The organism is Aquincola tertiaricarbonis (assembly GCF_023573145.1).
Taxonomy (GTDB): Bacteria; Pseudomonadota; Gammaproteobacteria; order Burkholderiales; family Burkholderiaceae_C; genus Aquincola; species Aquincola tertiaricarbonis_B.
This window is the reverse complement of the sequence record NZ_CP097635.1, coordinates 2,869,750-2,891,896: the sequence shown is the minus strand read 5'-3', so window position 1 is coordinate 2,891,896 and position 22,147 is coordinate 2,869,750. Positions and strand designations below refer to the sequence as shown.

Here is a 22,147-nt window from a genome sequence, read left to right as displayed (position 1 = left end):
TGGCAGCCACTTTTTCCGCCCAGCCGCTCGCCGTCCTTGAGGCCGCTGAAAACACGCCTGAATCGTTCTGAAGCCGGGGCCCGAACGGGCAGGGCGCGTGAATTCAGCACGCTTCAGCACCGCTTCAGCGCGCTGAAGGACGCCGATCGGCCGCCTGCGAAGACTTCAGCCCATCAGCAGGAGGAGAACGAGAGATGCACACCGCCACCGCACCCTGGCCCGCCGGCGCCCTCAGCCACCACCCACTGCGGCCGCCGCCGCAGGTGCGGCCGGTGCAGCCCGGCGATGCACCGCGGCTGGCGCGCTACGTGGAGGGCCTGTCGCCCGCCTCGCAGCAGCTGCGCTTCCATGGGGTGGTGCGCGGCTGCACACCGGACCTGCTGGCGCTGCTGGCCGGCACCGACGGCCGCCACCAGCGGGTGCTGGTGGCCAGCCTGCGGGTGGACGGCGGCGAGTGCCTGGTGGGGGAAGCGCGCTACGTGGTGGACGCCAGTGGCCGGGTGGCGGAATTCGCCATCTCGGTGGCCGATGCCTGGCGCGGCACCGGCGTGGCCACGCGGCTGATGGAGCGGCTGCTGCAGCAGGCCGCCGACGACGGGCTGCACTGGCTCCACGGCCAGGTGCTGGGCCACAACGGCCGCATGCTGGCCTTCCTGCAGCGCATGGGCTTCACGCTCGACGTGGGCGGCTGGGAGCGGGAAGAGGCGGCCGCCAGCCCGCTGGTGCGGGTGGAGCGCAGCATCCCCGCCGCGCCGCGGGCGCCCGCGCGCTGGGCCCGTCAGCCGGCGGTGGCCGGCCAGGCCGCCCGGTACGGCGCGCTCTGGGCCTGGAGCCACTGGCTGAAGGCCGCCAGGGCGAGGCGCTGGGTGGGCGCCTGAGGGTAGATGAGGTAGTACGAGCGGTCGCTGATCCACTCGAAGGGCACCACCTGGCGCAGGGTGCCGGCGGCCAGATCGTCCTCGATCAACAGCCGCGGAATCAGCGCCACGCCCAGGCCGTGCACGGCCGCCTTGGCCAGCATCGAGAACAGCTCCATGCGCGGCCCGGCCATGTCGTGGGGGGCGGTCACCCCTTGCGCGGCGAACCACTGCCGCCAGGCATGTGGCCGCGTGCTGGCCTGCAGCAAGGTGTAGCCCGCCAGATCGGCCGGGGCCAGGTCGCCCGGTATCAGCTGCGGGCTGGCCACTGCCACCATGGCCTCGTGCATCAGCAGCTGCGCTTCGGTGCCCGGCCAGCCCGCCGGGCCGGCGTAGATCGTGGCGTGCAGCGTGCTGTCGTCGAACAGGAAAGGCCGGGTGCGCGGCACCAGGTGCAGCGTGATGCCCGGATGCTGGCGCTGGAAGTCGGGCAGCCGCGGCACCAGCCACTGGGTGGCGAAGGTAGGCACCACGCCCAGCTCCAGCGAGCCGCCGAGGCCGCCCTTGGCCATCACCTCCAGCGTGTCGCGTTCCACGTCGTCCAGCCGGTCGCGCACGCTGCGGCTGTAGTTGACGCCGGCCTCCGTCAGCACCACGCCGCGGCGGGTGCGGCGGAACAACTTGACGCCGACGAAGTCTTCCAGCGTGGCGATCTGGCGGCAGACGGCGCTTTGCGTCACCGCCAGCTCGTCGGCCGCGGCGGTGAAGCTCTGGTGCCGGGCGGCGGACTCGAACGCCGCCAGGGCACCCAGCGAGGGGATCTTTCTGCGCAGCATGGCCGGCACTCCAGAGTTTTCGGAGTGCATGTTACGCACATGTGCTTGCACACAAGTCGTTTGCCCTGCGCCGGTTTGGGGCGTAGATTCCGGTCAGGTCCAACCGCATCACGAGAGACAACGAAATGACTTCTTCGAACACCCGCGCCAGCTTCCACTGGGACGACCCGCTGCTGCTGGACCAGCAGCTGACCGATGACGAACGCTCGGTGCGCGACGCCGCCCGGGCCTACTGCCAGGACCGCCTGGCCCCGCGGGTGCTGGAAGCCTTCCGCCACGAAAAGACCGATCCGGCCATCTTCCGCGAGATGGGCGAGCTGGGCCTGCTGGGCGCCACCATCCCCGAGCAGTACGGCGGCGCCGGCCTCAACTACGTGTGCTACGGCCTGGTGGCACGTGAAGTGGAGCGCGTCGACTCCGGCTACCGCAGCATGATGAGCGTGCAGTCGTCGCTGGTGATGGTGCCGATCAACGAGTTCGGCACCGAGGCGCAGAAGCAGAAGTACCTGCCCAAGCTGGCCCGTGGCGAGTGGATCGGCTGCTTCGGCCTGACCGAGCCCAACCATGGCAGCGACCCCGGCAGCATGATCACCCGCGCCCGCAAGGTGGACGGCGGCTACAGCCTGTCGGGCGCCAAGATGTGGATCACCAACAGCCCGATCGCCGACGTGTTCGTGGTGTGGGCCAAGGACGATGAAGGCGCGATCCGCGGCTTCATCCTCGAGAAGGGCTGGAAGGGCCTGACCGCCCCTGCGGTGCATGGCAAGGTGGGCCTGCGCGCCAGCCTGACCGGCGAGATCGTGATGGACGAGGTGTTCTGCCCCGAGGAAAACGCCTTCCCCGAGGTGCGCGGCCTGAAGGGCCCGTTCACCTGCCTGAACAGCGCGCGCTACGGCATCGCCTGGGGTGCGATCGGCGCCGCGGAAGACTGCTTCCACCGCGCCCGCCAGTACGTGCTGGACCGCAAGCAGTTCGGCCGCCCGCTGGCCGCCAATCAGCTGATCCAGAAGAAGCTGGCCGACATGCTGACCGAGATCAGCCTGGGCCTGCAGGGCGCCCTGCAGCTGGGCCGCATGAAGGACGCCGGCACCGCCGCGGTGGAAGTGACCAGCATCCTGAAGCGCAACAACTGCGGCAAGGCGCTGGACATCGCCCGCCTGGCGCGCGACATGATGGGTGGCAACGGCATCAGCGACGAATTCGGCGTCGCCCGCCACCTGGTGAACCTGGAAGTGGTGAACACCTACGAAGGCACGCACGACGTGCATGCGCTGATCCTGGGCCGGGCCATCACCGGCATCGCCGCGTTCTCCTGAAGCCTGGGTCAGGCTGCGGGCACCTTCGGGCTGCCCGCGCGACCCACGCGCGGCGGCGGTGTGTCCGCCCAATCGGCATGGAAGGTATTGCGGCCTTGCGCCTTGGCGCGGTAGAGCGCGCGGTCGGCGCGCTCCAGCAGCATCTGCGGCGTGTCCAGCCGCTGCGACAGCGCAATGCCGATGCTGGCGCCCACCACCACCGGTGACAGGCCGGGGCCCAGGGCCATCGGCTCGGTCATCGCGCCCAGCAGCTTGCGCGCCACGCACACCGGGTCCACCCGGCCGGGCACGCAGCCGCCGTCGGGCTGCACCTGCGGGCTGCTGCCTTCCAGCAGCACCACGAATTCATCGCCCGCCAGCCGGGCCACCCCGTCGCTTTCGCGCACCACGCTGCGCAGCCGGCGCGCAAACTCGCGCAGCACCGCATCGCCGGCAGCATGGCCGTGGACATCGTTCACCGCCTTGAAGCGGTCCAGGTCCATGAACAGCAGCGCCAGCGGCTCGCCGCGGCGGCGAGCCCGGGCCAGGGCGCCCGCCAATTGGTCGTCCAGCGCGCGGCGGTTGGGCAGGCCGGTGAGCGCATCCGTCACCGCCAGCTCGGCCAGGCGCTCCTCGGCCAGCTTCTGCGGCGTCAGGTCGGTCACCAGCACATAAACACCGGCCACCTGGCCCTGGGTGTCGTGGTGGGGCACGTACACCGTCTGCATGAAGCGGCGCTGCCCCTGCAGCACCAGGTCTTCCTGGAACAGCTGCCGCTGGCCGGCCAGCGCAGCCAGGAAGCGCGGCAGCCGGTTGGCGTACCAGGTCTCGCCGAGCACGTCGGCCATCGGCCGGCCCACGATCACCTCGGGCGCCAGCCCGAACCAGTGCTCGTAGGTGCGGTTGACGAAGCGGTAGCGCTGCTCAGTGTCGATGTAGCCGATCAACACCGGCAGGTTGTCGGCAATCTCGTGCAGCCGGTGCTCGCTGTCAGCCAGCGCGGCGGTGCGCTCCTGCACGCGCTGCTCCAGCTCGGTGTGCAGGGCACGCAAGTCGGCCTCGGCCTGGCGGCGGGCGGTGATGTCTTCCACCACCGAGATGAAGTGCAACGGCCGGCCTTCGCGCCGCACCAGAGTGACGGTGAGGCTGCCCCACAGCAGGCTGCCGTCGGGGCGCAGGTAGCGCTTTTCCAGCGTGTAGTGGTCGGCATCGCCGGCCAGCAGCCGCGCCACATGGCCGATGTCGACGGCCACGTCGTCGGGGTGGGTGACGTCGGGGAAGGTGAGGGCGAACAGCTCCTGCGGGCTGCGCTGCAGGATGCTGCACAGCTTGGCATTGATGCGCAGCCAGCGGCCGTCCAGGCCCACCAGGGCCATGCCCACCGGCGCCGATTCGAAGGTGGCGTGGTACAGCGCCTCGCTGGCGGTCACCACCTGGGCATGGGCTTCGGCCAGACGGCGCGCGCACAGCGCGGCCTCGCGCTGCAGCAGGTCGCGGCGGATGATGCTGGCCAGCTCCTGCAGCGTCTGCAGTTCGTCGCCGTCGAAGCCATGCGGCTGGCGGCCGATCACGCAGAGGGTGCCCAGCGCATGGCCTTCGGCGCTGCGCAGCGGCACGCCGGCATAGGCCCGGATGCCGGGCTCGCCGGTCACCAGCGGGTTGTCGGCAAAGCGGGGGTCGTCCAGCGCGTCGGGCACCACGAAGGGCGCGTCCTCGTGCAGCGCGTGGGCGCAGAAGGCCACGTCGCGCGGCGTGCCGCCCACCCCGGGCAGCCCGGTGGCGGCCCGGAACCACTGGCGGTCCTCGCCCACCATCGACACCAGCGCGATGGGCATGCGCAGCAGCCGGGCTGCCAGCCGGGTGATGGCCTCGAAGCCGGGATCGACCGCTTCGTCCAGCAGGTCGAGCGCCCTCAGCAGGGCCAGGCGCGCAGGTTCGTCAGGGGTGGGGGGAGCTACCAGCATGCCGGGTTCCAGTGCGGCGCCGGGTTGGGGAAGGGCGGCGCCGCCGTGTGGCGATTGGACCGCGCCGGCAGCGCGGCCAGGGCCGGAAATGCGCCGGCTTTCGGGCCCAGTTCCGGTGCCACGCGGCGTCGGACCCGGCGCTTCAGCGATGCCGTGCCACGGTCTGGCTCGGCGTTTCGCCGAACTTGTGCCGGTAGTGGCGTGAGAATTCGCCCAGGTGGGTGAAGCCGAAGCGCAGCGCGGTGTCGGTCACCGGCGCCGCTTCGGCGCCGCCGGCGATCAGGGCCTCGCGCACGCGGTCCAGCCGCTGCTCGCGCAGCCAGCGCATCGGGCCGCAGCCATGACTGCGCTGGAAGGCTGCCTGCAGGGTGCGCAGCGGCACACCGCAGGCCAGCGCCAGGCCGGAGGCGGTCAGCGGCTCGGCCAGATGGGCCCGCATGTGGTCCTGGGCGCGTCGCACGCAGGCCGGCGGCGCGGCGCCGGCGGTGGGCAGCAGCTGGCCCTGCTGGTCATGGGCCAGCTGCGTCAGCAGGGTCAGCACCACCATGTCCTGGACGCGGGCCAGCAGGTGCGTACCGGCCCCGGGGCGGCCGGCACCCGGCAGGCTGCGCGCCAGCAGCTGCAGCACCGGTTGCAGCGCCTGCCAGCCAGGGCCATCGGTGCGCAGGGCCGAGTCGAAGGTCAGTGTGCGCGGCAGCGGTCGTCCCGCCAGGGCCTGCCAGCCGTTTTCCACGGCCTGGCGGTCGACCCGCAGCAGTACCTGCTCGAAGTCGCTCTGGCTCTGGAAGTGGAAGCGCTGGCTGGGGCTGACCACCGCCGCTTGCAGCGGCGTGACGGTGTGGCGCCAACGGTCGAGGCTGAACTCGGCGCAACCCCGCGTGGGCATGCTGAGCAGGTAGTAGCCGCTGAGGCGGTCCGGGTCCACGGCCACCGGTGCACCCCAGCGCAGCCGCATCAACGAGAGCTCGCCCAAGGGCAGGTGGTCCAGACGCGCGTCAAGCGGGTTGCGGGTACCCACCACCGACAGGCTGTGCGGGCTGAGCGCCCGTGCCGAGCACTCGCGGATCTCGTCCAGATCGCGGGTCTGGAAGACGCGGGCGCGGTCGAAGTCGAGCGCGGCGAAGGTCGGCAGTGCAGAAGGTGCCATCGGCGGAGCTTGCTGACGAAGGCCAGAGGCCAAGCAACAAGGATTCCACCTGCTGGCGCCCCTGGCGTCAACGCTGCAAACCATGGTGCATGGCATGCGTAGACCCGACGGCGGCTGCGCGCAACCGATAGCGGGGCTGCGGGCGCGAACGGACGATGACTGCACGATCAACCCCATCAAAGAAACACCATGCGAATCGTTCTGGTGCACGGCAGCTGGCACACCGGCGCTGAGTGGGCCCCCGTGGCCGCCGCTCTGCGCGCCGCGGGCCACGAAGTGCACACGCCCACAGTGGCTGGCCACGGCCACGGCGTGGACAAATGTGTCGACCATGCGCAATGCACGCAGTCCATCGTGGACTACCTGCAGGAGCATGCGCTGACCGACGTGGTGCTGCTGGGCCACAGCTACGGCGGCACCATCATCTGCAAGGTGGTGGAGGCGGTGCCCGAGCGCATTGCCCGCCTCGTGTTCTGGAACGCCTTCGTGCCGCGCGATGGTGAGTCGCTGCTAGACAACGTGCCGCCGCACTACCGCAGCCTGTTCCAGTCGCTGAGCGAGGCCAGCCCCGACGGCAGCGTGACGATGCCTTTCCAAGTCTGGCGCGAAGCCTTCGTCAACGACGCCGACCTGGCCGAGGCACAGCGCACCTACGCGCTGCTGTCGAGCGAGCCGTTCCAGCCGATGGCCGACAAGCTTGACCTGAAGAAGTTCTACAGCCTGACGACGCCCCGCAGCTACATCAACGCCACCGAGGACATCGCGCTGCCGCCGGGTGAGTGGGGTTGGCATCCCCGCATGTCCGGTCGGCTGGGCCTGTACCGGCTGGTGCAGTTGTCGGGCAGCCACGAGGTGATGTTCACGGCCCCCGAACGCCTGGCGCGCGCCATCGAGGAGGCCGGCCGTGATTGATGCCCTGACACGCGCGTTCTCGTCACCCCTGCCCGGGCTGGGTCTGGTGCTGGCCGCCGCATGCGGCAGCAGCCTGGCGGCCGAGGGCGGCGGCTCCGCCTATCCCTCGGGCGTGGAAACCTGGCTGGCGGGCGCCGTGCCCCCGCCGGGCCACTACCTGCTGATGTACGGCAACAGCTACCGGGCCGATACCTTACGCGACGGCCGGGGCGACAGCGTGCCTGTGCGCTTCCGGCTCGGCGTCGATGGGGTGACGCCGCGCTACGTGTGGTCCACGCCCATGGCGCTGGGCGGTGGCAATCTGGTGCTGCAGGCCCTGCTGCCGCTGCTGCACATCAAGGCCGAAGTGGCCGGCGCCAGCCAGTCCACGTCGGGCCCGGGTGACCTGGCGCTCGGGGCTGCGGTGGCTTGGCACCACTCGCCCGTGCTGCACAGCGTGGCAGGTGCCAACATCATCCTGCCGACCGGCTCCTACGACGCCGCCGACCTGGTCAACCTGGGCCGGCACTACACCACCCTGCAGCCCACCTATGCGGTGTCGCGGGTCGACGCGGCCGGCCTGAATGCGGACCTCAAGCTCACGCTCAACCTGAACGGCCGCAATAGCGACACCCGGTATCGCACCGGCACCGAGCTGTTTGCCGACTACGCGCTGGGCTGGGGTGTGGGCGGCGGCTGGGTGCTGGGGATGGGCGGCCACGTTCGCACGCAGTTGCAGGACGACCGCCAGGACGGCGTGAGCGTGGACGACAGCCGCACCCGCAGCTGGTCCATAGGCCCGTCGGTCAAGTACGAGACGAAGCAGGGGTGGTTCATCGCCGCCAGGTGGCAGCAGGACCAGGGCGTGCGCAACGGCCCGCAGGGCCACACGCTGTGGATCAAGACGGTGCTGCCCCTGTGACCGCGCCAGCACCATCGTCTTGATGCGTTCTTGATACCGCCCAGCCCAATCTCTACGCCATCTTGATGTACCGATTCCTAACCTGGGGGCCTGCAACAAGGACCCTGGAGGAATCGTGGATCTTGTCTTTCTGATCGGCGCCGTCGCGCTGTTCGGCGCCATGCTTGGCATGGTGGCCGGCTGCGATCGGCTGGGAGCGCGCGCATGAGCTGGCTGTATTGGCTGGCCGGCGCGTCGTCGCTGGCCCTGCTTGTCTATCTCACCTATGCCCTGCTGCGGGCCGAGGAGTTCTGATGGACGTGCAAGCCTGGACCCTGCTCGGGGTCTTCCTCGTCGTGCTGGTGCTGCTGGCCTGGCCGCTGGGCCGCTGGCTCACCGCCGTGGCCGAAGGCCGGCTGCCGCGCTGGATGGCGCCGCTGGTGGCCCTGGAGAACGGCCTGTACCGGCTGGCCGGCGTGGACCCGCAGGCCAGCATGGGCTGGAAGGCCTATGCCGTGGCGCTGCTGTGCTTCAACGCGCTGGGCTTCGTGGCGGTGTATGCGCTGCAGCGCCTGCAGGCCGTGCTGCCGCTCAACCCGGCCGGCCTGCCGGCCGTCAGCGCCGATTCGTCGTTCAACACCGCGATCAGCTTCGTCAGCAACACCAACTGGCAGGGCTACGTGGGTGAAGCCACGATGAGCTACCTCACCCAGATGGTGGCGCTGGCCGGCCAGAACTTCTTATCGGCGGCCACCGGCATCGTGGTGGTGATCGCGCTGATCCGCGGCTTCGCGGCGCGCTCGACCAACGGCATCGGCAACTTCTGGGTCGACGTCACCCGCGTCACCGCCTACGTGCTGGTGCCGCTGTCGGTGGTGTTCGCGGTGTTCCTGGTCAGCCAGGGCGTGATCCAGAACTTCTCGCCCTACCAGGAGGCCACCACGCTGGAAGTCACCCGCTACCAGCAGCCGAAGGTGGACGCCGCCGGCCAGCCCGTGCTCGACGCCCAGGGCGCGCCGGTGATGGAGGACAAGACCAGCAGCACCCAGACCCTGCCGATGGGCCCGGTGGCTTCGCAGGAGGCCATCAAGATGCTGGGCACCAACGGTGGCGGCTTCTTCAATGCCAACTCGGCCCACCCGTACGAGAACCCGACGCCGCTGTCCAACTTCTTCCAGATGCTGGCCATCTTCCTGATTCCGACGGCACTGGTGTTCATGTTCGGCCGCATGGTGGGCGATGTGCGCCAGGGCTGGGCGCTGCTGGCCGCGATGACGGCGATCTTCGTCGTCTCGGTGGTGGTGGTGACGGTGCAGGAGCAGCAGGGCAACCCGCTGCTGACGCCGCTGGGCGTCGACCAGACCGCCAGCGCGCTGCAGCCGGGCGGCAACATGGAAGGCAAGGAGGCGCGCTTCGGCATCACCGCCACCAGCCTGTTCGCGGCCATCACCACCGCGGCCTCGTGCGGCGCCGTCAACGGCATGCACGACTCGTTCACACCGCTGGGCGGCGGCGTGCCGCTGGTGCTGATGCAGCTGGGCGAGGTGGTGTTCGGCGGCGTGGGCACGGGCCTGTACGGCATGCTCATCTTCGCCATCCTCACGGTGTTCATCGCCGGCCTGATGATCGGCCGCACGCCCGAATACCTGGGCAAGAAGATCGAGACCTACGAGATGAAGATGACGTCCATCGCCATCCTCGTCACGCCCACGCTGGTGCTGGCCGGCGCCGCCGTCGCGGTGATGGCCGAAGCCGGCAAGGCCGGCATCGCCAACCCGGGCGCGCACGGCTTCTCCGAGATCCTGTACGCCTTCACCTCGGCGGCCAACAACAACGGCAGCGCCTTCGCGGGCCTGTCGGCCAACACGCCCTTCTACAACACGCTGCTGGGCATCGCGATGTGGCTGGGCCGCTTCGGCGTCATCGTGCCGGTGCTGGCCATTGCCGGCGCGCTGGCGGGCAAGAAGCGCATGGCCGTGACCGTCGGCACGCTGCCCACCCACGGCCCGCTGTTCGTCTTGCTGCTCATCGGCACCGTGGTGCTGGTCGGCCTGCTGAACTACGTCCCCGCGCTGGCCCTGGGCCCGGTCGTCGAGCACCTGATGCTGTGGTATCCGAAGTGAGCCGCAGCCTGGACAAACCCATGAACAACGCCAAGTCGTTTTCCCTTCTTGATCCCGCCCTGGTGCGGCCGGCCGTGGTGTCGGCCTTCGGCAAGCTGGACCCCCGGGTGCAGTGGCGCAACCCGGTGATGTTCGTCGTCTACGTCGGCAGCATCCTCACCACCGTGCTGTGGCTGCAGGCGCTGGCCGGGCAGGGCGAGGCACCGCAGGGCTTCATCCTGGCCATCGCGCTGTGGCTGTGGTTCACCGTGCTGTTCGCCAACTTCGCCGAGGCCATGGCCGAAGGCCGCAGCAAGGCCCAGGCCTCGTCGCTGCGCGGCATGAAGCGCAAGACCATCGCCAAGGTGCTGAACCAGCCGCGCCACGGTTCTTCCTGGCATCCGCAGGAAGCCGAGGAACTGCGCAAGGGCGCCGTGGTGCTGGTGGAAGCCGGCGACACCATCCCGCTGGACGGCGAGGTGATCGAGGGCGTGGCCTCGGTGGACGAAAGCGCCATCACCGGCGAATCGGCCCCGGTCATCCGCGAGTCGGGCGGCGACTTCGCCTCGGTCACCGGCGGCACGCGCGTGCTGTCGGACTGGCTGGTGGTGCGCATCAACGTCAACCCGGGCGAATCGTTCCTGGACCGCATGATCTCGATGGTGGAGGGCGCCAAGCGCCAGAAGACGCCCAACGAGATCGCGCTGACCATCCTGCTGGTGGCGCTGACCATCGTGTTCCTGGTGGTCACGGTCACGCTGCTGCCGTATTCGCTGTTCAGCGTCGGCGCGGCGGGCTCGGGCCAGCCGGTCACGGTGACGGCGCTGATCGCGCTGCTGGTGTGCCTGATTCCCACCACCATCGGCGCGCTGCTGTCGGCCATCGGCGTGGCGGGCATGAGCCGCATGATGGCGGCCAACGTCATCGCCACCTCGGGCCGCGCGGTGGAAGCCGCCGGCGACGTGGACGTGCTGCTGCTGGACAAGACCGGCACCATCACCCTGGGCAACCGCCAGGCCTCGGCCTTCGTGCCGGCCAGCGGCGTCACCGAGCAGGCCCTGGCCGATGCGGCGCAGTTCGCCTCCATGGCCGACGAAACGCCCGAGGGCCGCAGCATCACCGTGCTGGCAAAACAAAAGTTCAGCCTGCGCGAACGTGAACTCGCCGGCCAGCAGACCACTTTCGTGCCCTTCACCGCGCAAACGCGCATGAGCGGCGTGGACGTGCAGCAGCCCGACGGCAGCGTGCGCCAGCTGCGCAAGGGCGCGGGCGAAGCCATCCGCCGCCATGTCGAGTCGCTGGGCGGCAGCTTTCCGGCCGACGTGCAGAAGGCCACCGACGACGTGGCCCGCAAGGGCAGCACGCCGCTGGTGGTGGCCGACGGTGCCCGCGTGCTGGGCGTGGTGGAGCTCAAGGACATCGTCAAGGGCGGCATCAAGGAGCGCTTTGCCGAGCTGCGCCGCATGGGCATCAAGACGGTGATGATCACCGGCGACAACCGCCTGACGGCGGCGGCCATCGCGGCCGAGGCCGGCGTGGACGACTTCCTGGCCGAGGCCACGCCCGAGGCCAAGCTGAAGATGATCCGCGACTACCAAGCCGAAGGCCGCCTGGTGGCCATGACCGGTGACGGCACCAACGACGCGCCCGCGCTGGCCCAGGCCGACGTGGCGGTGGCGATGAACACCGGCACCCAGGCCGCCAAGGAAGCCGGCAACATGGTGGACCTGGACAGCAACCCCACCAAGCTGCTGGAGATCGTCGAGACCGGCAAGCAGCTGCTGATGACCCGCGGCTCGCTGACCACCTTCTCGATCGCCAACGACGTGTCGAAGTACTTCGCCATCATCCCGGCGATGTTCGTCAGCACCTATCCGCAGCTGTCGGCGCTGAACGTGATGCAGCTGGCCACGCCGCAGTCGGCCATCCTGTCGGCGGTGATCTTCAACGCCATCGTCATCGTCTTCCTGATCCCGCTGGCGCTCAAGGGCGTGGCCTACCGCGCCGTCGGCGCCGCCGCGCTGCTGCGCCGCAACGTGCTGATCTACGGCCTGGGCGGGCTGCTGGTGCCCTTCATCGGCATCAAGCTCATCGACCTGCTGCTGACCGCGCTGCACCTCGTCTAACAAGGACCTGCCATGACTTCTCCCGTTCGCCCCGTGCTGGTGGTGTTTGCCGCGCTCACCCTGCTCACCGGCGTGGCCTATCCCGTCGCCGTCACCGGCGTGGCCCAGGCGCTGATGCCACAGCAGGCTGCAGGCAGCCTGCTGCTGCGCGATGGCCAGCCGGTGGGCTCCAGCCTGATCGGCCAGAGCTTCACCGAGCCCAAATACCTGTGGGGCCGCCCGTCGGCCACCGGCACGCTGCCCAATAACGGCCTGGCCTCCGGCGGCTCCAACCAGGGCCCGCTGAACCCGGCTCTGGTGGAGGCGGTCAAGGGCCGCGTCGAGGCCCTGCGTGCCGCCGACCCCGGCAACACCGCGCCGGTGCCGGTGGACCTGGTCACTGCCTCGGGCAGCGGCCTGGACCCGCACATCAGCGTGGCCGGTGCCAACTACCAGGCCGCGCGCATCGCCAAGGCCCGCGGCCTGCCGCTGGACAAGGTGCAGCAGGTGATCGCTGCCCACACCCAGCAGCCACAGTTCGGCTTCCTGGGTGAGCCGCGCGTGAACGTGCTGCAGGTGAACCTGGCGCTGGACGCGCTGGCAGGCTGACGATGAGCGAAGCCGCCCGGCCCGACCCCGACGCGCTGCTGGCGCAGATCCAGCAGGAGGAGGCGCAGCAGGGCCGCGGCCGGCTGCGCATCTACTTCGGCTCATCGGCCGGCGTGGGCAAGACCTACGCCATGCTGGTGGCTGCCCGCAAGCTGCTGGCCGAGGGCGTGGACGTGCTGGCCGGCGTGGTGGAAACCCACGGCCGCAGCGAGACGGCCGCGCTGCTGGAAGGCCTGCCGATGCTGCCGCCGACGCAGGTGAACTACCGCGGCCGCCAGCTGCAGGAGTTCGACCTCGACGGCGTGCTGGCGCGCCGCCCGGCCCTGGTGCTGGTGGACGAGCTGGCGCACTCCAACGTGGCCGGCTCGCGCCACGCCAAGCGCTGGCAGGACGTGGAGGAACTGCTGGCCGCCGGCATCGACGTGTACAGCACGCTCAACGTGCAGCACCTCGAAAGCCTGAACGACGTGGTGGGTGGCATCACCGGCGTGGTGGTGCGCGAGACGCTGCCTGACACCTTCTTCGACAAGGCCGACGAAGTGGTGCTGGTGGACACCACCGCCGACGAGCTGATCGAGCGCCTGGCCGCCGGCAAGGTGTACCTGCCCCACCAGGCCGAGCGGGCGGCCAACCACTTCTTCCGCAAGGGCAACCTGATGGCCCTGCGCGAGCTGGCACTGCGCCGCACCGCCGACCGCGTGGAAGACGACGTGCAGGCCTACCGCAGCGACCGCGCCATCAACCAGGTATGGAAGACCGAAGGCGCGCTGCTGTGCTGCATCGGCCCGCAGCCCGGCGCCGAGCACGTGGTGCGCAGCGCCGCCCAACTGGCGCAGCAACTGGCCGTGACCTGGCATGCGGTGTACGTGGAAACGCCCGCGCTGCAGCGCCTGGACGGGCGCCGCCGCGAAGGCATCCTGCAGACGGTGAAGCTGGCGCAGGACCTGGGCGCCAGCGTGGCGGTGCTGTCGTCACGCCGCGTGGCGCAGACGCTGGTGGCCTATGCACGGCAGCACAACCTCTCCAAGCTGGTGCTGGGGCATGCGCAGCCACCGCGCGGCCTGCCGGCCTGGTGGCCCCGGCGCACGCTGGGCCCGGCGCTGACGGCGCTGGCCCCCGACATCGACCGCATCGAGGTGGGCGAATCCAGCCGCGGCCGGCCGCGGCCGCCGCGCCCCCCCACGGCGCAGGAGAGGGAAGGGCAGGTGGCCCAGGCGCTGCGCCGCTACGGCCTGGCCCTGGGCGCCTGCGCGGCCACCACGCTGCTGACGCATGCGCTGGTGCCGTACTTCGACCTGGCCAACATCGTGATGGTCTTCCTGCTCACCGTGGTGGGTGTGGCGGTGTGGCTGGGGCGCGGGCCGGCGGTGCTGGCGGCCTTTCTCAACGTGGGCGCGTTCGACTACTTCTTCGTTGCGCCGCACCTGTCCTTCGCCGTCTCCGACGTGCAGTACCTGCTGACCTTCGGCGTCATGCTGGTGGTGGGCCTGGTCACCGGCCAGCTGACCGCCGGCCTGCGCTTCGAGGCGCGGGTGGCCCGCCACCGCGAGGCGCGTTCACGCGCGCTGTTCGAGGCGGCGCGCGACCTGTCCAACATGCTGACGCAGGAGCAGGCCGTGGAAGTGGCCTGCGCGGTCATCGCCCGCGAGTTCCGCGCCGAGGTGGCCATCTACGTGCTGGACCTGAAGGAGCGGCTGCAGGCGCCCGCCGGCGACGGCAACGGCCTGGACCTGGGCACCGCGCAATGGGCGCTCGACCACCACCAGGCCGCCGGCCTGGGCACCGACACGCTGGCCGGCAGCCCCTGGCTGTACCTGCCGCTCAAGGCCACGATGCGCTCACGCGGCGTGCTGGCGGTGCGCCCGCAGGAGCCGCGCTACCTGCTGGTGCCCGAGCAGCGCCAGCAGCTGGAAACCTTCGCGGCGCTGACGGCGATGGCACTGGAACGTGTGCACTACATCGACGTGGCGCAGGGCGCCACCGTGCAGATGGAATCGGAGCGGCTGCGCAACTCGCTGCTGGCCGCGCTGTCGCACGACCTGCGCACGCCGCTGGCCGCGCTGGTGGGCACCGCGCAGACGCTGGCCGCCAGCCAGCCGCCGCTGAGCACCGAGCAGACGGCCCTGGCCGCCAGCCTCGGCGACAAGGCGATGCGCATGGCCGACATGGTGACCAACCTGCTGGACATGGCGCGCATCCAGACCGGCGAGATCCGGCTGCGGGTGGAGTGGCAGTCGATGGAGGAGATCGTCGGCGGTGCGCTGGCCGTGCAGGCCGCGGTACTGGAAGGGCGCCCGGTGCAGGCCACGGTGGACGACGACGTGCCGCTGGTGGCCTGCGACGCGGTGCTGATCGAGCGGGTGCTGGCCAACCTGCTGGAAAACGCCGCCAAGTACACCCCCGCCGGCTCACCGGTGGAAGTGGACGTGCGCGCCGTGGCGCAGGAGGTGCTGGTGCGTGTGCGCGACCACGGCCCCGGCGTGCCCCGTGGCCGCGAGGAAGCCATCTTCGAGAAATTCACCCGCGGCGCCGCCGAATCGGCCACACCGGGCGTGGGCCTGGGCCTGGCCATCTGCCGCGCCATCGTCCAGGCCCACGGCGGCCGCATCTGGGTGGAGCCGGCAGCGCCGCAGGGCGCGGCCTTCGTCTTCAGCCTGCCGCGCGGCACGCCGCCCACGCTCGACCCTGCCGTCGATGCCCAGGCCGCGCGCGATGCGGCAGCGGACTGCCGCGGGCCACTCAAGCCGTGATGCCGAAGATCAGCCGGTAGCCACCCACCAGCAGGCAGGCCCCGAAACCGACGAGCCTGAGCCCCACCGCAAACCTGTAGGCCAGAGGGTTGCGGGACGAGGACGCCAAATCGAAGAACAAGCTACCGCCCGACTGGCTTCGCCTGGTCCAGGTGAAATACAGGCCCCAGGCGCCCAGCGCCGTCACGATCAGGTTTGCCAGCATGCGAGCGCCCTCCGCCGCGCACTGTGCCGCAAAGTCCCGGCCGAGCCCAGGCCGGGATCATTCCGTGCCGCGTCGCGGCGGCACGACCTGCACCGTCTGCGGCACGATCTGACCGTTGACCAGGGTGGGCGTCACCAACTGCACGGCGCCACCACGTGGGCGGACTTCGGCTGCGCGGCTCAGGCTGCTGGCGTCGGCCACGACAGGAAGCGCCGCGGAAGCGGTTCGCGCCACGCGCGTCCCCGTCAAGGTGTTCACGACCGCAATCTCGCCGGCAGCACCCCGTGTGCTCGCGTACCGCCGTTCGTCCTGCATGAGCATTTCCCGCGGCGTCATTCGGTAAGTGACCACACGGCCAGGCTGGGCCAGCACCGTGAAGGTGATGTGGGCGAGGGTGACGGTGCCGATGGGGTTGGCCGTGGCATCCAGGCTGACCGTCCCGATTTCCACCCTGCCGTCCAACTTGCGGGCGGCCACCGTCCGGCGGCTGCCGTCCGCGGCCGACAGCGCCACCTCCTTGACCGCCAGTTCGCCCGGCACGTAGCTCACATCGACGATCGAGGCTCCGAAGACATTGGCACCGCTGAAAAGCTGCACCTCCACGGTGACGTCAGAGCCGCTTACGCCGCTGACCGACGGCGCCTTGGCGAATACGTCACCGACGAACTGCGCGTGTGCAGCCGGCGTCGCCCACCACAACGCGCCAACCAGCATCAAAGGGCGAAGATTCATCACTGCACCTCGATCACGAAAGTCTTGACTGCACCTGGCACCAGGTCGGTACCGCTTGTCGCATCGCCCGACACGATCCGCGCCCCGCTGATCGAGATGTAGTAGGTGCCGATGCCGTCCGGCGCCGCGCGGCCGAGCATCTGCACGGTGTGCAGACCGGCGGACAGCTCTATCGTGCGCGAGACCGACCGCACGGGCACGTTGCTCGACAACACGCTGGTGCCGTCGACCACCACCTCGTAAATGTCGTCCAGGGCCGTGCCGTTGTCGCCCATGGTGAAGGTCACCGGGGTGGCGGCGCAGTTCACCTCGGCCTGGGCCTTCAATGGCTCGCCGCAGAAGTCCTTCTGGGCATTGAAGGTGTAGGCGTTCTGACTGCTGGTGCCTTTGGCAGGGCAGGTGAAGCTGCCCGTGTTGCCGCTGCCGGTGACCAGTGCCGCGGTGGCGCCGGTCAAGGCACTCTTCGTGTTGATCAGCGGGTTGCACAAGCCCCCGGAGGGGCAGAGGGCCTGAGCCGCCGCCCCGACCGCGATGTCCAGCGATGACTTGGAGATGGCGGTGGAAGTGGCGGATCGCAAGCTGGTCAGGAACGTGTTCAGGAAGTCGCCGCCCAGTATCTCGAACGCCTTCTTCACCAGCATCACCCCGGTGTTCTTGGTCAGCAACCGGCCGATGATGCGGTCCGCGAGTTTTTCGGTGATGCGCTGCGCCCCCAGGCTGCCGCCCAGCGAGCAAAGCTCGTCGAAACCGAAGACGTTCAGTCGGGCCGTCAGCGTCGACGACTCACCGACGCCGATGCGGGTCGGCGATGCGGTCAAGGACAGGTCCGCGTCCACACCGCCCACGATCGAGCCGATGGTGGCCGCGGTCTCGATGGCCACCTGCACCTTGCTGCAGGTAGCCACCCACAAGCTCAGCGCAGCCACGTCGATGAGCGGGCCATCCCCCGGAAACAGCACGGCTGCGCCCAGGCCCGCCAGCAGACTCGTGCAGCCGATCTGCGTGATGAACGAGGCGTTGTCCAGCACGCTGGCGATGGTCTTGAGCGGGCAGAACGCAGCCAGCGCCGCGTCGCAGGCGGTGTCAGCCGCCGAGGCGATGCTGGCGCCCATCGCCTTGCGCAACGCCGCCGAGGCTGGCGTGGTCGTCTGGGTCGCGGGACTGCGCAGCAGCGCGATGGCTGCAGGAAGATCCTCGTAGCCATTGGCCTGCAGCGCCGCGGCGAAAACCTGCGCGGCGCGGCGCCCCCCGGGGCCGTTGATCAAGCGGATGAGGATGTCGATCTGCGCCACGCCCTGGCGCTCGCCCGCCAGCGCCACGGTCTTCAGCGTCTGTTGCTCGCTGTCCGTCAGACCGGCTGCGAGCGCCCGGTCGCCGACCCGCAGCGTGTTGTTGATCAGCGCCTGTCGGATGGCCTGCAGCAACTCGGTGACGACCGCTTGAGGATTGGCCACCGGCGCGACGCCGGGCTGAAGGCTTGCACGCAGAACGGCGCGCTCGACCGAGCCCTCCAGCACGGTGATCACCAGCGGCGTGTCGGGCGCCGCGACCACGATGTCGTAAGGCACCATCACGGTCGCGATGCCCGGGACGAAGGAGGTTGGGCGCTGCACGGTGGTCGATCCACTGAAGCGCACCGACAACTCGCTGCCCGGCTTGGCAAAAGCACCCGACCGGATGGTGACGATGGTGCCTGGCCTCAGAACGCGGGGCGAGGTCGACTCGATGTAAGGACTGCCGCTGATCGCTCCCAACAGGATCTGCCTTGCGTCCTCGTCCGACACGGTGCCATCGCGGTCCATGTCGGCTGCGTCCCGCTGGGTCTGCGTGAACGTCTTGTTGGCGCCTGCGACGAATCGATAGGTGCGCATGGCATCCACCAGGGTGATGCCTCCGGAGGCGTCGATATCGCCTGGCCGAGCGGGTATGCGCAACGCAGATGGCGCTTGCCCATTGGCCTGCAGCACCGTCACGGTGACCCCGGACTCGATGACCGCGCCATTGCTGAGCCGCACGGCCAGACCGACCGAGTAGATGCCTGGCGCAGCCAGCGACCGGCTGACCTGTGCGCCGTCCGCGGTCGTGCCGTCCGGCAAGTACCAGCGGAATCGCGGCGAAGGATCGTTGAAGCCACGCAAGACCGCCTTCAGGACGAAGCCCTCGTTGGCTGCAACGATGGGTTTGTCAACCGAGGCTTCAACGTTGGAGGCCAGGATGGACGAGGAGGGCGGTGGCACCGCGGCACCGAGCCTGGCGGTCAGGAGATTCAAGTCCTTCAACCCGATGGTGCCGTCGTCGTCGAAATCCGCGCGCGGATCACAGGCCGCTGGCTTGCCGAAGCACTGCCGAAGGACGAAGGAGTCGAGCGTGCTGATCGTGCCGTCGACATTGAGATCGAGCCGTGACAAGGGCACCGTCTGCGCGGCAGCAGCGCCGGCGACCACGACCCCCACCAGGAGCGACGCCAGTCTGAGAAGGCGATGCCACATGGTCACTCCTCCACGGCTGCAGGCGACTGCCCCGCCCGCAACAGGCGCCGGCCTCCCAGCGCCACCAGGGCCACGCCCGCCAGCGCCAGCGTGGACGGTTCCGGCACGTTGAACTGGCTCCGGGGTGTGATGGTCTCGCCGGCCTGGTTGTAGGCAGTGCCGACGGCGTCGATGAGCACCACGTCGTTGGTGAACAGTCGGGTCGATGCGGCGTCGGTCGCCGAGAAGAGGAGGCGTACCAGCTCGCCGTCACTCACCGATGCAGTTCCCAGCAGCTCCAGGAAGTCGAAGCCCAGGACGTCGGGCGCGGTGGTGGCATCGGTGATGGTCGAAGCGACGCTCATGCCTGCCGTCAAGCCGGCCGACACGTTGTCGGTCCACAGCGATGCGCCGTTGAGCGTGAAGAAGTCGCCGGCCGTCGCAGACAGCAGGGTCAGCCCCGCAGTGCTGAAGTTCAGATCAAAGTGGACCGACGCCAGTCCGCCGGAGGCGATGCCCGAGGTCGAAACGACCAGTTCCACACCTGAGCCGACGCCCACGGTGCGTTCGATCGCCGAGAAGGACAGGATCGGTGCGGCAGGCGCCAGCCCGGCACCGAACAGGCAGAGGCAGGCGCACAGCGCCTTGAGCTTGGACATGAACACTCCTTGATGACCAGCGCCGCCCGCCTGTTGCGTCGCGACTGCCGGCCCGAGTGTCATGGCCCTGGAGCGATCACCGTCACCCCTAGAACGCCCTGTGATCGCCCCACGATTGGCACCAGACCCGGTTGGTAGCCTTGCCAACGACCGCGCTTAAGGAGCGCGAAACCTCCATCACTTTTTTTACATAACACACATTGAGCGCCATCCGTAGAGGCCCCCTGCGCTTCTTCCGCTTGGGCGAACACACATTGTCGTCATCAATCGCCGCACCGTTCGCCCACGCCGCGTTGCACACCATGAGCTTCGGCGTGGAGGAGCAATCCGTCAGCAACGTGCCTGAACCCAGCAGCGCCGCACTGCTGCTGCTCGGGCCAAGGGGCGCTGCCTGCGGTGACCGGCCGGTGCTGCACGCGCCGGTCTGTCGACCGGGCTTGAGCCAAGGCTCAGGCCGCGTCGCCGTCGTCCAGGCCGTCGTCATCGCCATAATCGATGTCGTCGGTCTTCGGGATCAGCGGCTTGTCCAGCGGCCGGCAGATGCGGCTGCTCAGGCGGGCCAGGCGCTCGGAGTGCTCGACGGCGCGCAGCACGACGTCGGGATTGACCATCAGCGCGAAGGGATTGGCGGCAGCCGACTTGATCATCGTGAACTCCAGAACGCCGGCGGTGTGCCCGCGATGGAAGAACTTTACGAAGCAGCCGCATCGGGCAACAGTCGTCCCCGGCCCAAAGCAGGCGTCGGAAGAACGCTGACAGCGCCGTCAGCGTTGCAGCGCCTGCAGCCGGGCCGCCAGGTTGTCGCGGTCCTGCGAGCGGGCCATGTCCGCCGCGGTGTAGCCGGCCTGGTTCTTCGCCTTCACGTCCACGCCGCGCGCCAGCAGCAGGTCGACGGTGCGCTCGTCACCGTTGCGGGCGGCCATCATCAGCGGCGTGGTGCCGTTGGGGCTGAGCGCCGACACGTCGCCGCCCTGCGCCAGCATGAACTGCATCATGCGCTGGTCGGGTGCGATGGCCGCATAGTGCATCGGCGACCAGCCCGGCTTGTTCACCTTGGCGCCGCGCTTGACCAGGCGCTGCGCCCAGTCGAGGTAGCCCCGCATCGCAGCCATCATCAGCGGCGTTTCGCCCACCGGGTTCTCGGCGTTCACGTCCAGCTGCGGATGGGCGAACAGCGCCTCGGCCGCCTTCAGCGATTCGTCCTTGAAGGCCAGCGACAGCGCCACCTGACCGCGCGGGTCGCGGGCATTGGGGTCGAAGCCGCGGGCCAGCAGGTCGCGGATGATGTCCGGCGCGTCGATGTTGATCGCGCGGAAGAAGTCTTCGTAGGAGCCGGCGCGCGCGGGCAGCGCGGACAGTCCGGCCAGCGTGGCGGCGCCCGCCAGCAGCAGGCGGCGGCGGGTAGCGGTGAAGGTGTACAGGTCCATGTTCATGCGGCCACGCCGAACAGCCGCTCGAAGTTGTCACTGGTCACGCGGCCGATCTCCTCGGCGCTGCAGCCCTTGAGTTCGGCCAGCTGGGCGGCCACATGGGGCACGTAGGCCGGCTGGTTCACCTTGCCGCGGAAGGGCACCGGCGCCAGGTAGGGGCTGTCGGTCTCGATCAGCAGCCGGTCCATCGGAACCCAGCGCGCCACCTCGCGCAGGTCCTGCGCATTGCGGAAGGTGAGGATGCCCGAGAACGAGATGTAAAAACCCAGGTCCAGCGCCGCGCGCGCCACCTCGGCCGTCTCGGTGAAGCAGTGGAACACGCCGCGCGGGGCCTCGCCCGGGCCGGCGCCCTCCTCCTTCAGGATGGCCAGGGTGTCGTCGCTCGCGCTGCGGGTGTGGATCACCAGCGGCTTGCCCAGCGCGCGCGCCGCGCGGATGTGGGTGCGAAAGCGTTCGCGCTGCCAGGCCATGTCTTCGATGCTGCGGCCGTTCAGGCGGTAGTAGTCCAGGCCCGTTTCACCGATGGCCACCACGCGCGGGCGGCTGCCCAGGTCCAGCAGGTCTTCGTAGCTGGGCTCGCGCAGGCCTTCGGTGTCGGGGTGCACGCCGGCGCTGGCCCAGAAGTTGTCGTACTGCAGCGCCAGCGCATGCACCGCGTCGAACTCTTCCAGCGTGGTGCAGATGACCAGCGCGCGGTCGACCTGGGCCTGCGCCATGGCGGCGCGGATGTCGGGCATGCGCGGGGCGAAGTCGGCCATGCTGAGATGGCAATGCGAATCGACGTACACGGGTCAGATGGTTTGCGTGGGCTTGGCCGATTGCACCGAGGTGCCGAGGATTTCCTCGATCTTCAGCTTCATCACGCGGGTTTTTTCGTCGGTGGGAAAGCGCACGCCCACGCCCTGGGTGCGGCCGCCCGAGGCATTGGCCGGCGTGATCCAACCCACTTTGCCGGCCACCGGGTAGCGCTGCGGGTCGTCGGGCAGCGACAGCAGCAGGTAGATCTCGTCGCCCAGCTTGTAGTCGCGCGTGGTGGGCACGAACAGCCCACCGTCGGAGAACAGCGGCACGTAGGCGGCATACAGCGAGGCCTTGTCGCGGAACACCAGCTGGATCACGCTAGGCCGGCCGCTGGCGGCGGGCGCCGCACCGCTGGCCAAGGGCGTGGGCGAGGTGCCCAGCGTCATCGGCGCGGT

The 22,147-nt window shown here is 69.6% G+C and carries 20 protein-coding genes; 9 read left to right on the top strand and 11 right to left on the bottom strand.

Annotated features, from left to right (window positions below; all coding sequences use genetic code 11):
• Positions 1-194: 194 nt before the first annotated feature.
• Positions 195-878, top strand: a complete 684-nt coding sequence (locus tag MW290_RS13295) for a GNAT family N-acetyltransferase (RefSeq protein ID WP_250195127.1) — start codon at positions 195-197, stop codon at positions 876-878.
• Here MW290_RS13295 and MW290_RS13290 read toward each other — a convergent pair.
• Positions 779-1,690: a LysR substrate-binding domain-containing protein gene (locus MW290_RS13290; protein WP_250196678.1), complete on the bottom strand. Its 912-nt coding sequence runs from the start codon at positions 1,688-1,690 to the stop codon at positions 779-781. The genes MW290_RS13295 and MW290_RS13290 overlap by 100 nt on opposite strands.
• A 128-nt stretch (positions 1,691-1,818) precedes the next feature.
• Here MW290_RS13290 and MW290_RS13285 point away from each other — a divergent pair, with 128 nt between their 5' ends.
• A complete protein-coding gene (locus tag MW290_RS13285; RefSeq protein ID WP_250195126.1) occupies positions 1,819-3,009 on the top strand; it encodes an acyl-CoA dehydrogenase in 1,191 nt (396 codons plus the stop codon).
• An 8-nt stretch (positions 3,010-3,017) separates the two neighbouring features.
• Here the strand turns inward: MW290_RS13285 and MW290_RS13280 are convergent, their stop codons facing one another.
• Both MW290_RS13280 and MW290_RS13275 read right to left on the bottom strand, forming a co-directional pair.
• Entirely contained in the window at positions 3,018-4,952 is a 1,935-nt protein-coding gene (locus tag MW290_RS13280) for a diguanylate cyclase domain-containing protein (protein WP_250195125.1), read from the bottom strand.
• A 142-nt stretch (positions 4,953-5,094) separates the two neighbouring features.
• Entirely contained in the window at positions 5,095-6,099 is a 1,005-nt protein-coding gene (locus tag MW290_RS13275; protein WP_250195124.1) for an AraC-like ligand-binding domain-containing protein, read from the bottom strand.
• A gap of 189 nt (positions 6,100-6,288) precedes the next feature.
• On the opposite strand from MW290_RS13275, the gene MW290_RS13270 reads away from it, so the two are divergent.
• The 7 genes from MW290_RS13270 to MW290_RS13240 all read left to right on the top strand — a co-directional run bounded on the left by MW290_RS13270 (position 6,289) and on the right by MW290_RS13240 (position 15,457).
• Positions 6,289-7,011 (top strand): alpha/beta fold hydrolase, encoded by a 723-nt coding sequence (locus tag MW290_RS13270; RefSeq protein ID WP_250195123.1) that lies wholly within the window; start codon positions 6,289-6,291, stop codon positions 7,009-7,011.
• On the top strand, positions 7,004-7,912 hold the full coding sequence (locus MW290_RS13265) for a SphA family protein (protein WP_250195122.1): 909 nt from the start codon (positions 7,004-7,006) through the stop codon (positions 7,910-7,912). The genes MW290_RS13270 and MW290_RS13265 overlap by 8 nt, the downstream gene beginning before the upstream one ends.
• 204 nt (positions 7,913-8,116) lie before the next feature.
• On the top strand, positions 8,117-8,206 hold the full coding sequence (gene kdpF / locus MW290_RS13260; protein WP_250195121.1) for a K(+)-transporting ATPase subunit F: 90 nt from the start codon (positions 8,117-8,119) through the stop codon (positions 8,204-8,206).
• Positions 8,206-10,014: a potassium-transporting ATPase subunit KdpA gene (kdpA, locus tag MW290_RS13255; RefSeq protein WP_250195120.1), complete on the top strand. Its 1,809-nt coding sequence runs from the start codon at positions 8,206-8,208 to the stop codon at positions 10,012-10,014. The genes kdpF and kdpA overlap by 1 nt, the downstream gene beginning before the upstream one ends.
• A gap of 20 nt (positions 10,015-10,034) precedes the next feature.
• Entirely contained in the window at positions 10,035-12,119 is a 2,085-nt protein-coding gene (gene kdpB / locus MW290_RS13250) for a potassium-transporting ATPase subunit KdpB (RefSeq protein WP_250195119.1), read from the top strand.
• Positions 12,120-12,131: 12 nt separating this feature from the next.
• The gene (gene kdpC / locus MW290_RS13245; protein ID WP_250195118.1) at positions 12,132-12,707 is read left to right on the top strand and encodes a potassium-transporting ATPase subunit KdpC; all 576 of its coding nucleotides are present in this window, start codon (positions 12,132-12,134) and stop codon (positions 12,705-12,707) included.
• 2 nt (positions 12,708-12,709) lie between these two features.
• Positions 12,710-15,457, top strand: coding sequence for a DUF4118 domain-containing protein (locus MW290_RS13240; RefSeq protein ID WP_250195117.1), 2,748 nt, complete (start codon positions 12,710-12,712; stop codon positions 15,455-15,457).
• Here the strand turns inward: MW290_RS13240 and MW290_RS13235 are convergent.
• The 8 genes from MW290_RS13235 to MW290_RS13200 form a co-directional block, all read right to left on the bottom strand.
• Entirely contained in the window at positions 15,447-15,662 is a 216-nt protein-coding gene (locus MW290_RS13235) for a hypothetical protein (protein ID WP_250195116.1), read from the bottom strand. The genes MW290_RS13240 and MW290_RS13235 overlap by 11 nt on opposite strands.
• A 57-nt stretch (positions 15,663-15,719) precedes the next feature.
• Positions 15,720-16,394, bottom strand: coding sequence for a cohesin domain-containing protein (locus tag MW290_RS13230; protein WP_250195115.1), 675 nt, complete (start codon positions 16,392-16,394; stop codon positions 15,720-15,722).
• Positions 16,394-18,883: a dockerin type I domain-containing protein gene (locus tag MW290_RS13225; protein ID WP_250195114.1), complete on the bottom strand. Its 2,490-nt coding sequence runs from the start codon at positions 18,881-18,883 to the stop codon at positions 16,394-16,396. The genes MW290_RS13230 and MW290_RS13225 overlap by 1 nt, the downstream gene beginning before the upstream one ends.
• A 2-nt stretch (positions 18,884-18,885) precedes the next feature.
• Positions 18,886-19,521, bottom strand: a complete 636-nt coding sequence (locus tag MW290_RS13220; protein ID WP_250195113.1) for a PEP-CTERM sorting domain-containing protein — start codon at positions 19,519-19,521, stop codon at positions 18,886-18,888.
• A 449-nt stretch (positions 19,522-19,970) separates the two neighbouring features.
• A complete protein-coding gene (locus tag MW290_RS13215) occupies positions 19,971-20,168 on the bottom strand; it encodes a hypothetical protein (RefSeq protein ID WP_250195112.1) in 198 nt (65 codons plus the stop codon).
• A 117-nt stretch (positions 20,169-20,285) separates the two neighbouring features.
• Complete coding sequence (locus MW290_RS13210) at positions 20,286-20,954, bottom strand: ankyrin repeat domain-containing protein (RefSeq protein WP_250195111.1); 669 nt, start codon at positions 20,952-20,954, stop codon at positions 20,286-20,288.
• Positions 20,951-21,739 (bottom strand): TatD family hydrolase, encoded by a 789-nt coding sequence (locus tag MW290_RS13205; RefSeq protein WP_250195110.1) that lies wholly within the window; start codon positions 21,737-21,739, stop codon positions 20,951-20,953. Before MW290_RS13205 ends, MW290_RS13210 begins: the two co-directional genes overlap by 4 nt.
• A gap of 3 nt (positions 21,740-21,742) precedes the next feature.
• Positions 21,743-22,138, bottom strand: coding sequence for a PilZ domain-containing protein (locus MW290_RS13200; RefSeq protein ID WP_250196677.1), 396 nt, complete (start codon positions 22,136-22,138; stop codon positions 21,743-21,745).
• Positions 22,139-22,147 lie beyond the last annotated feature (9 nt).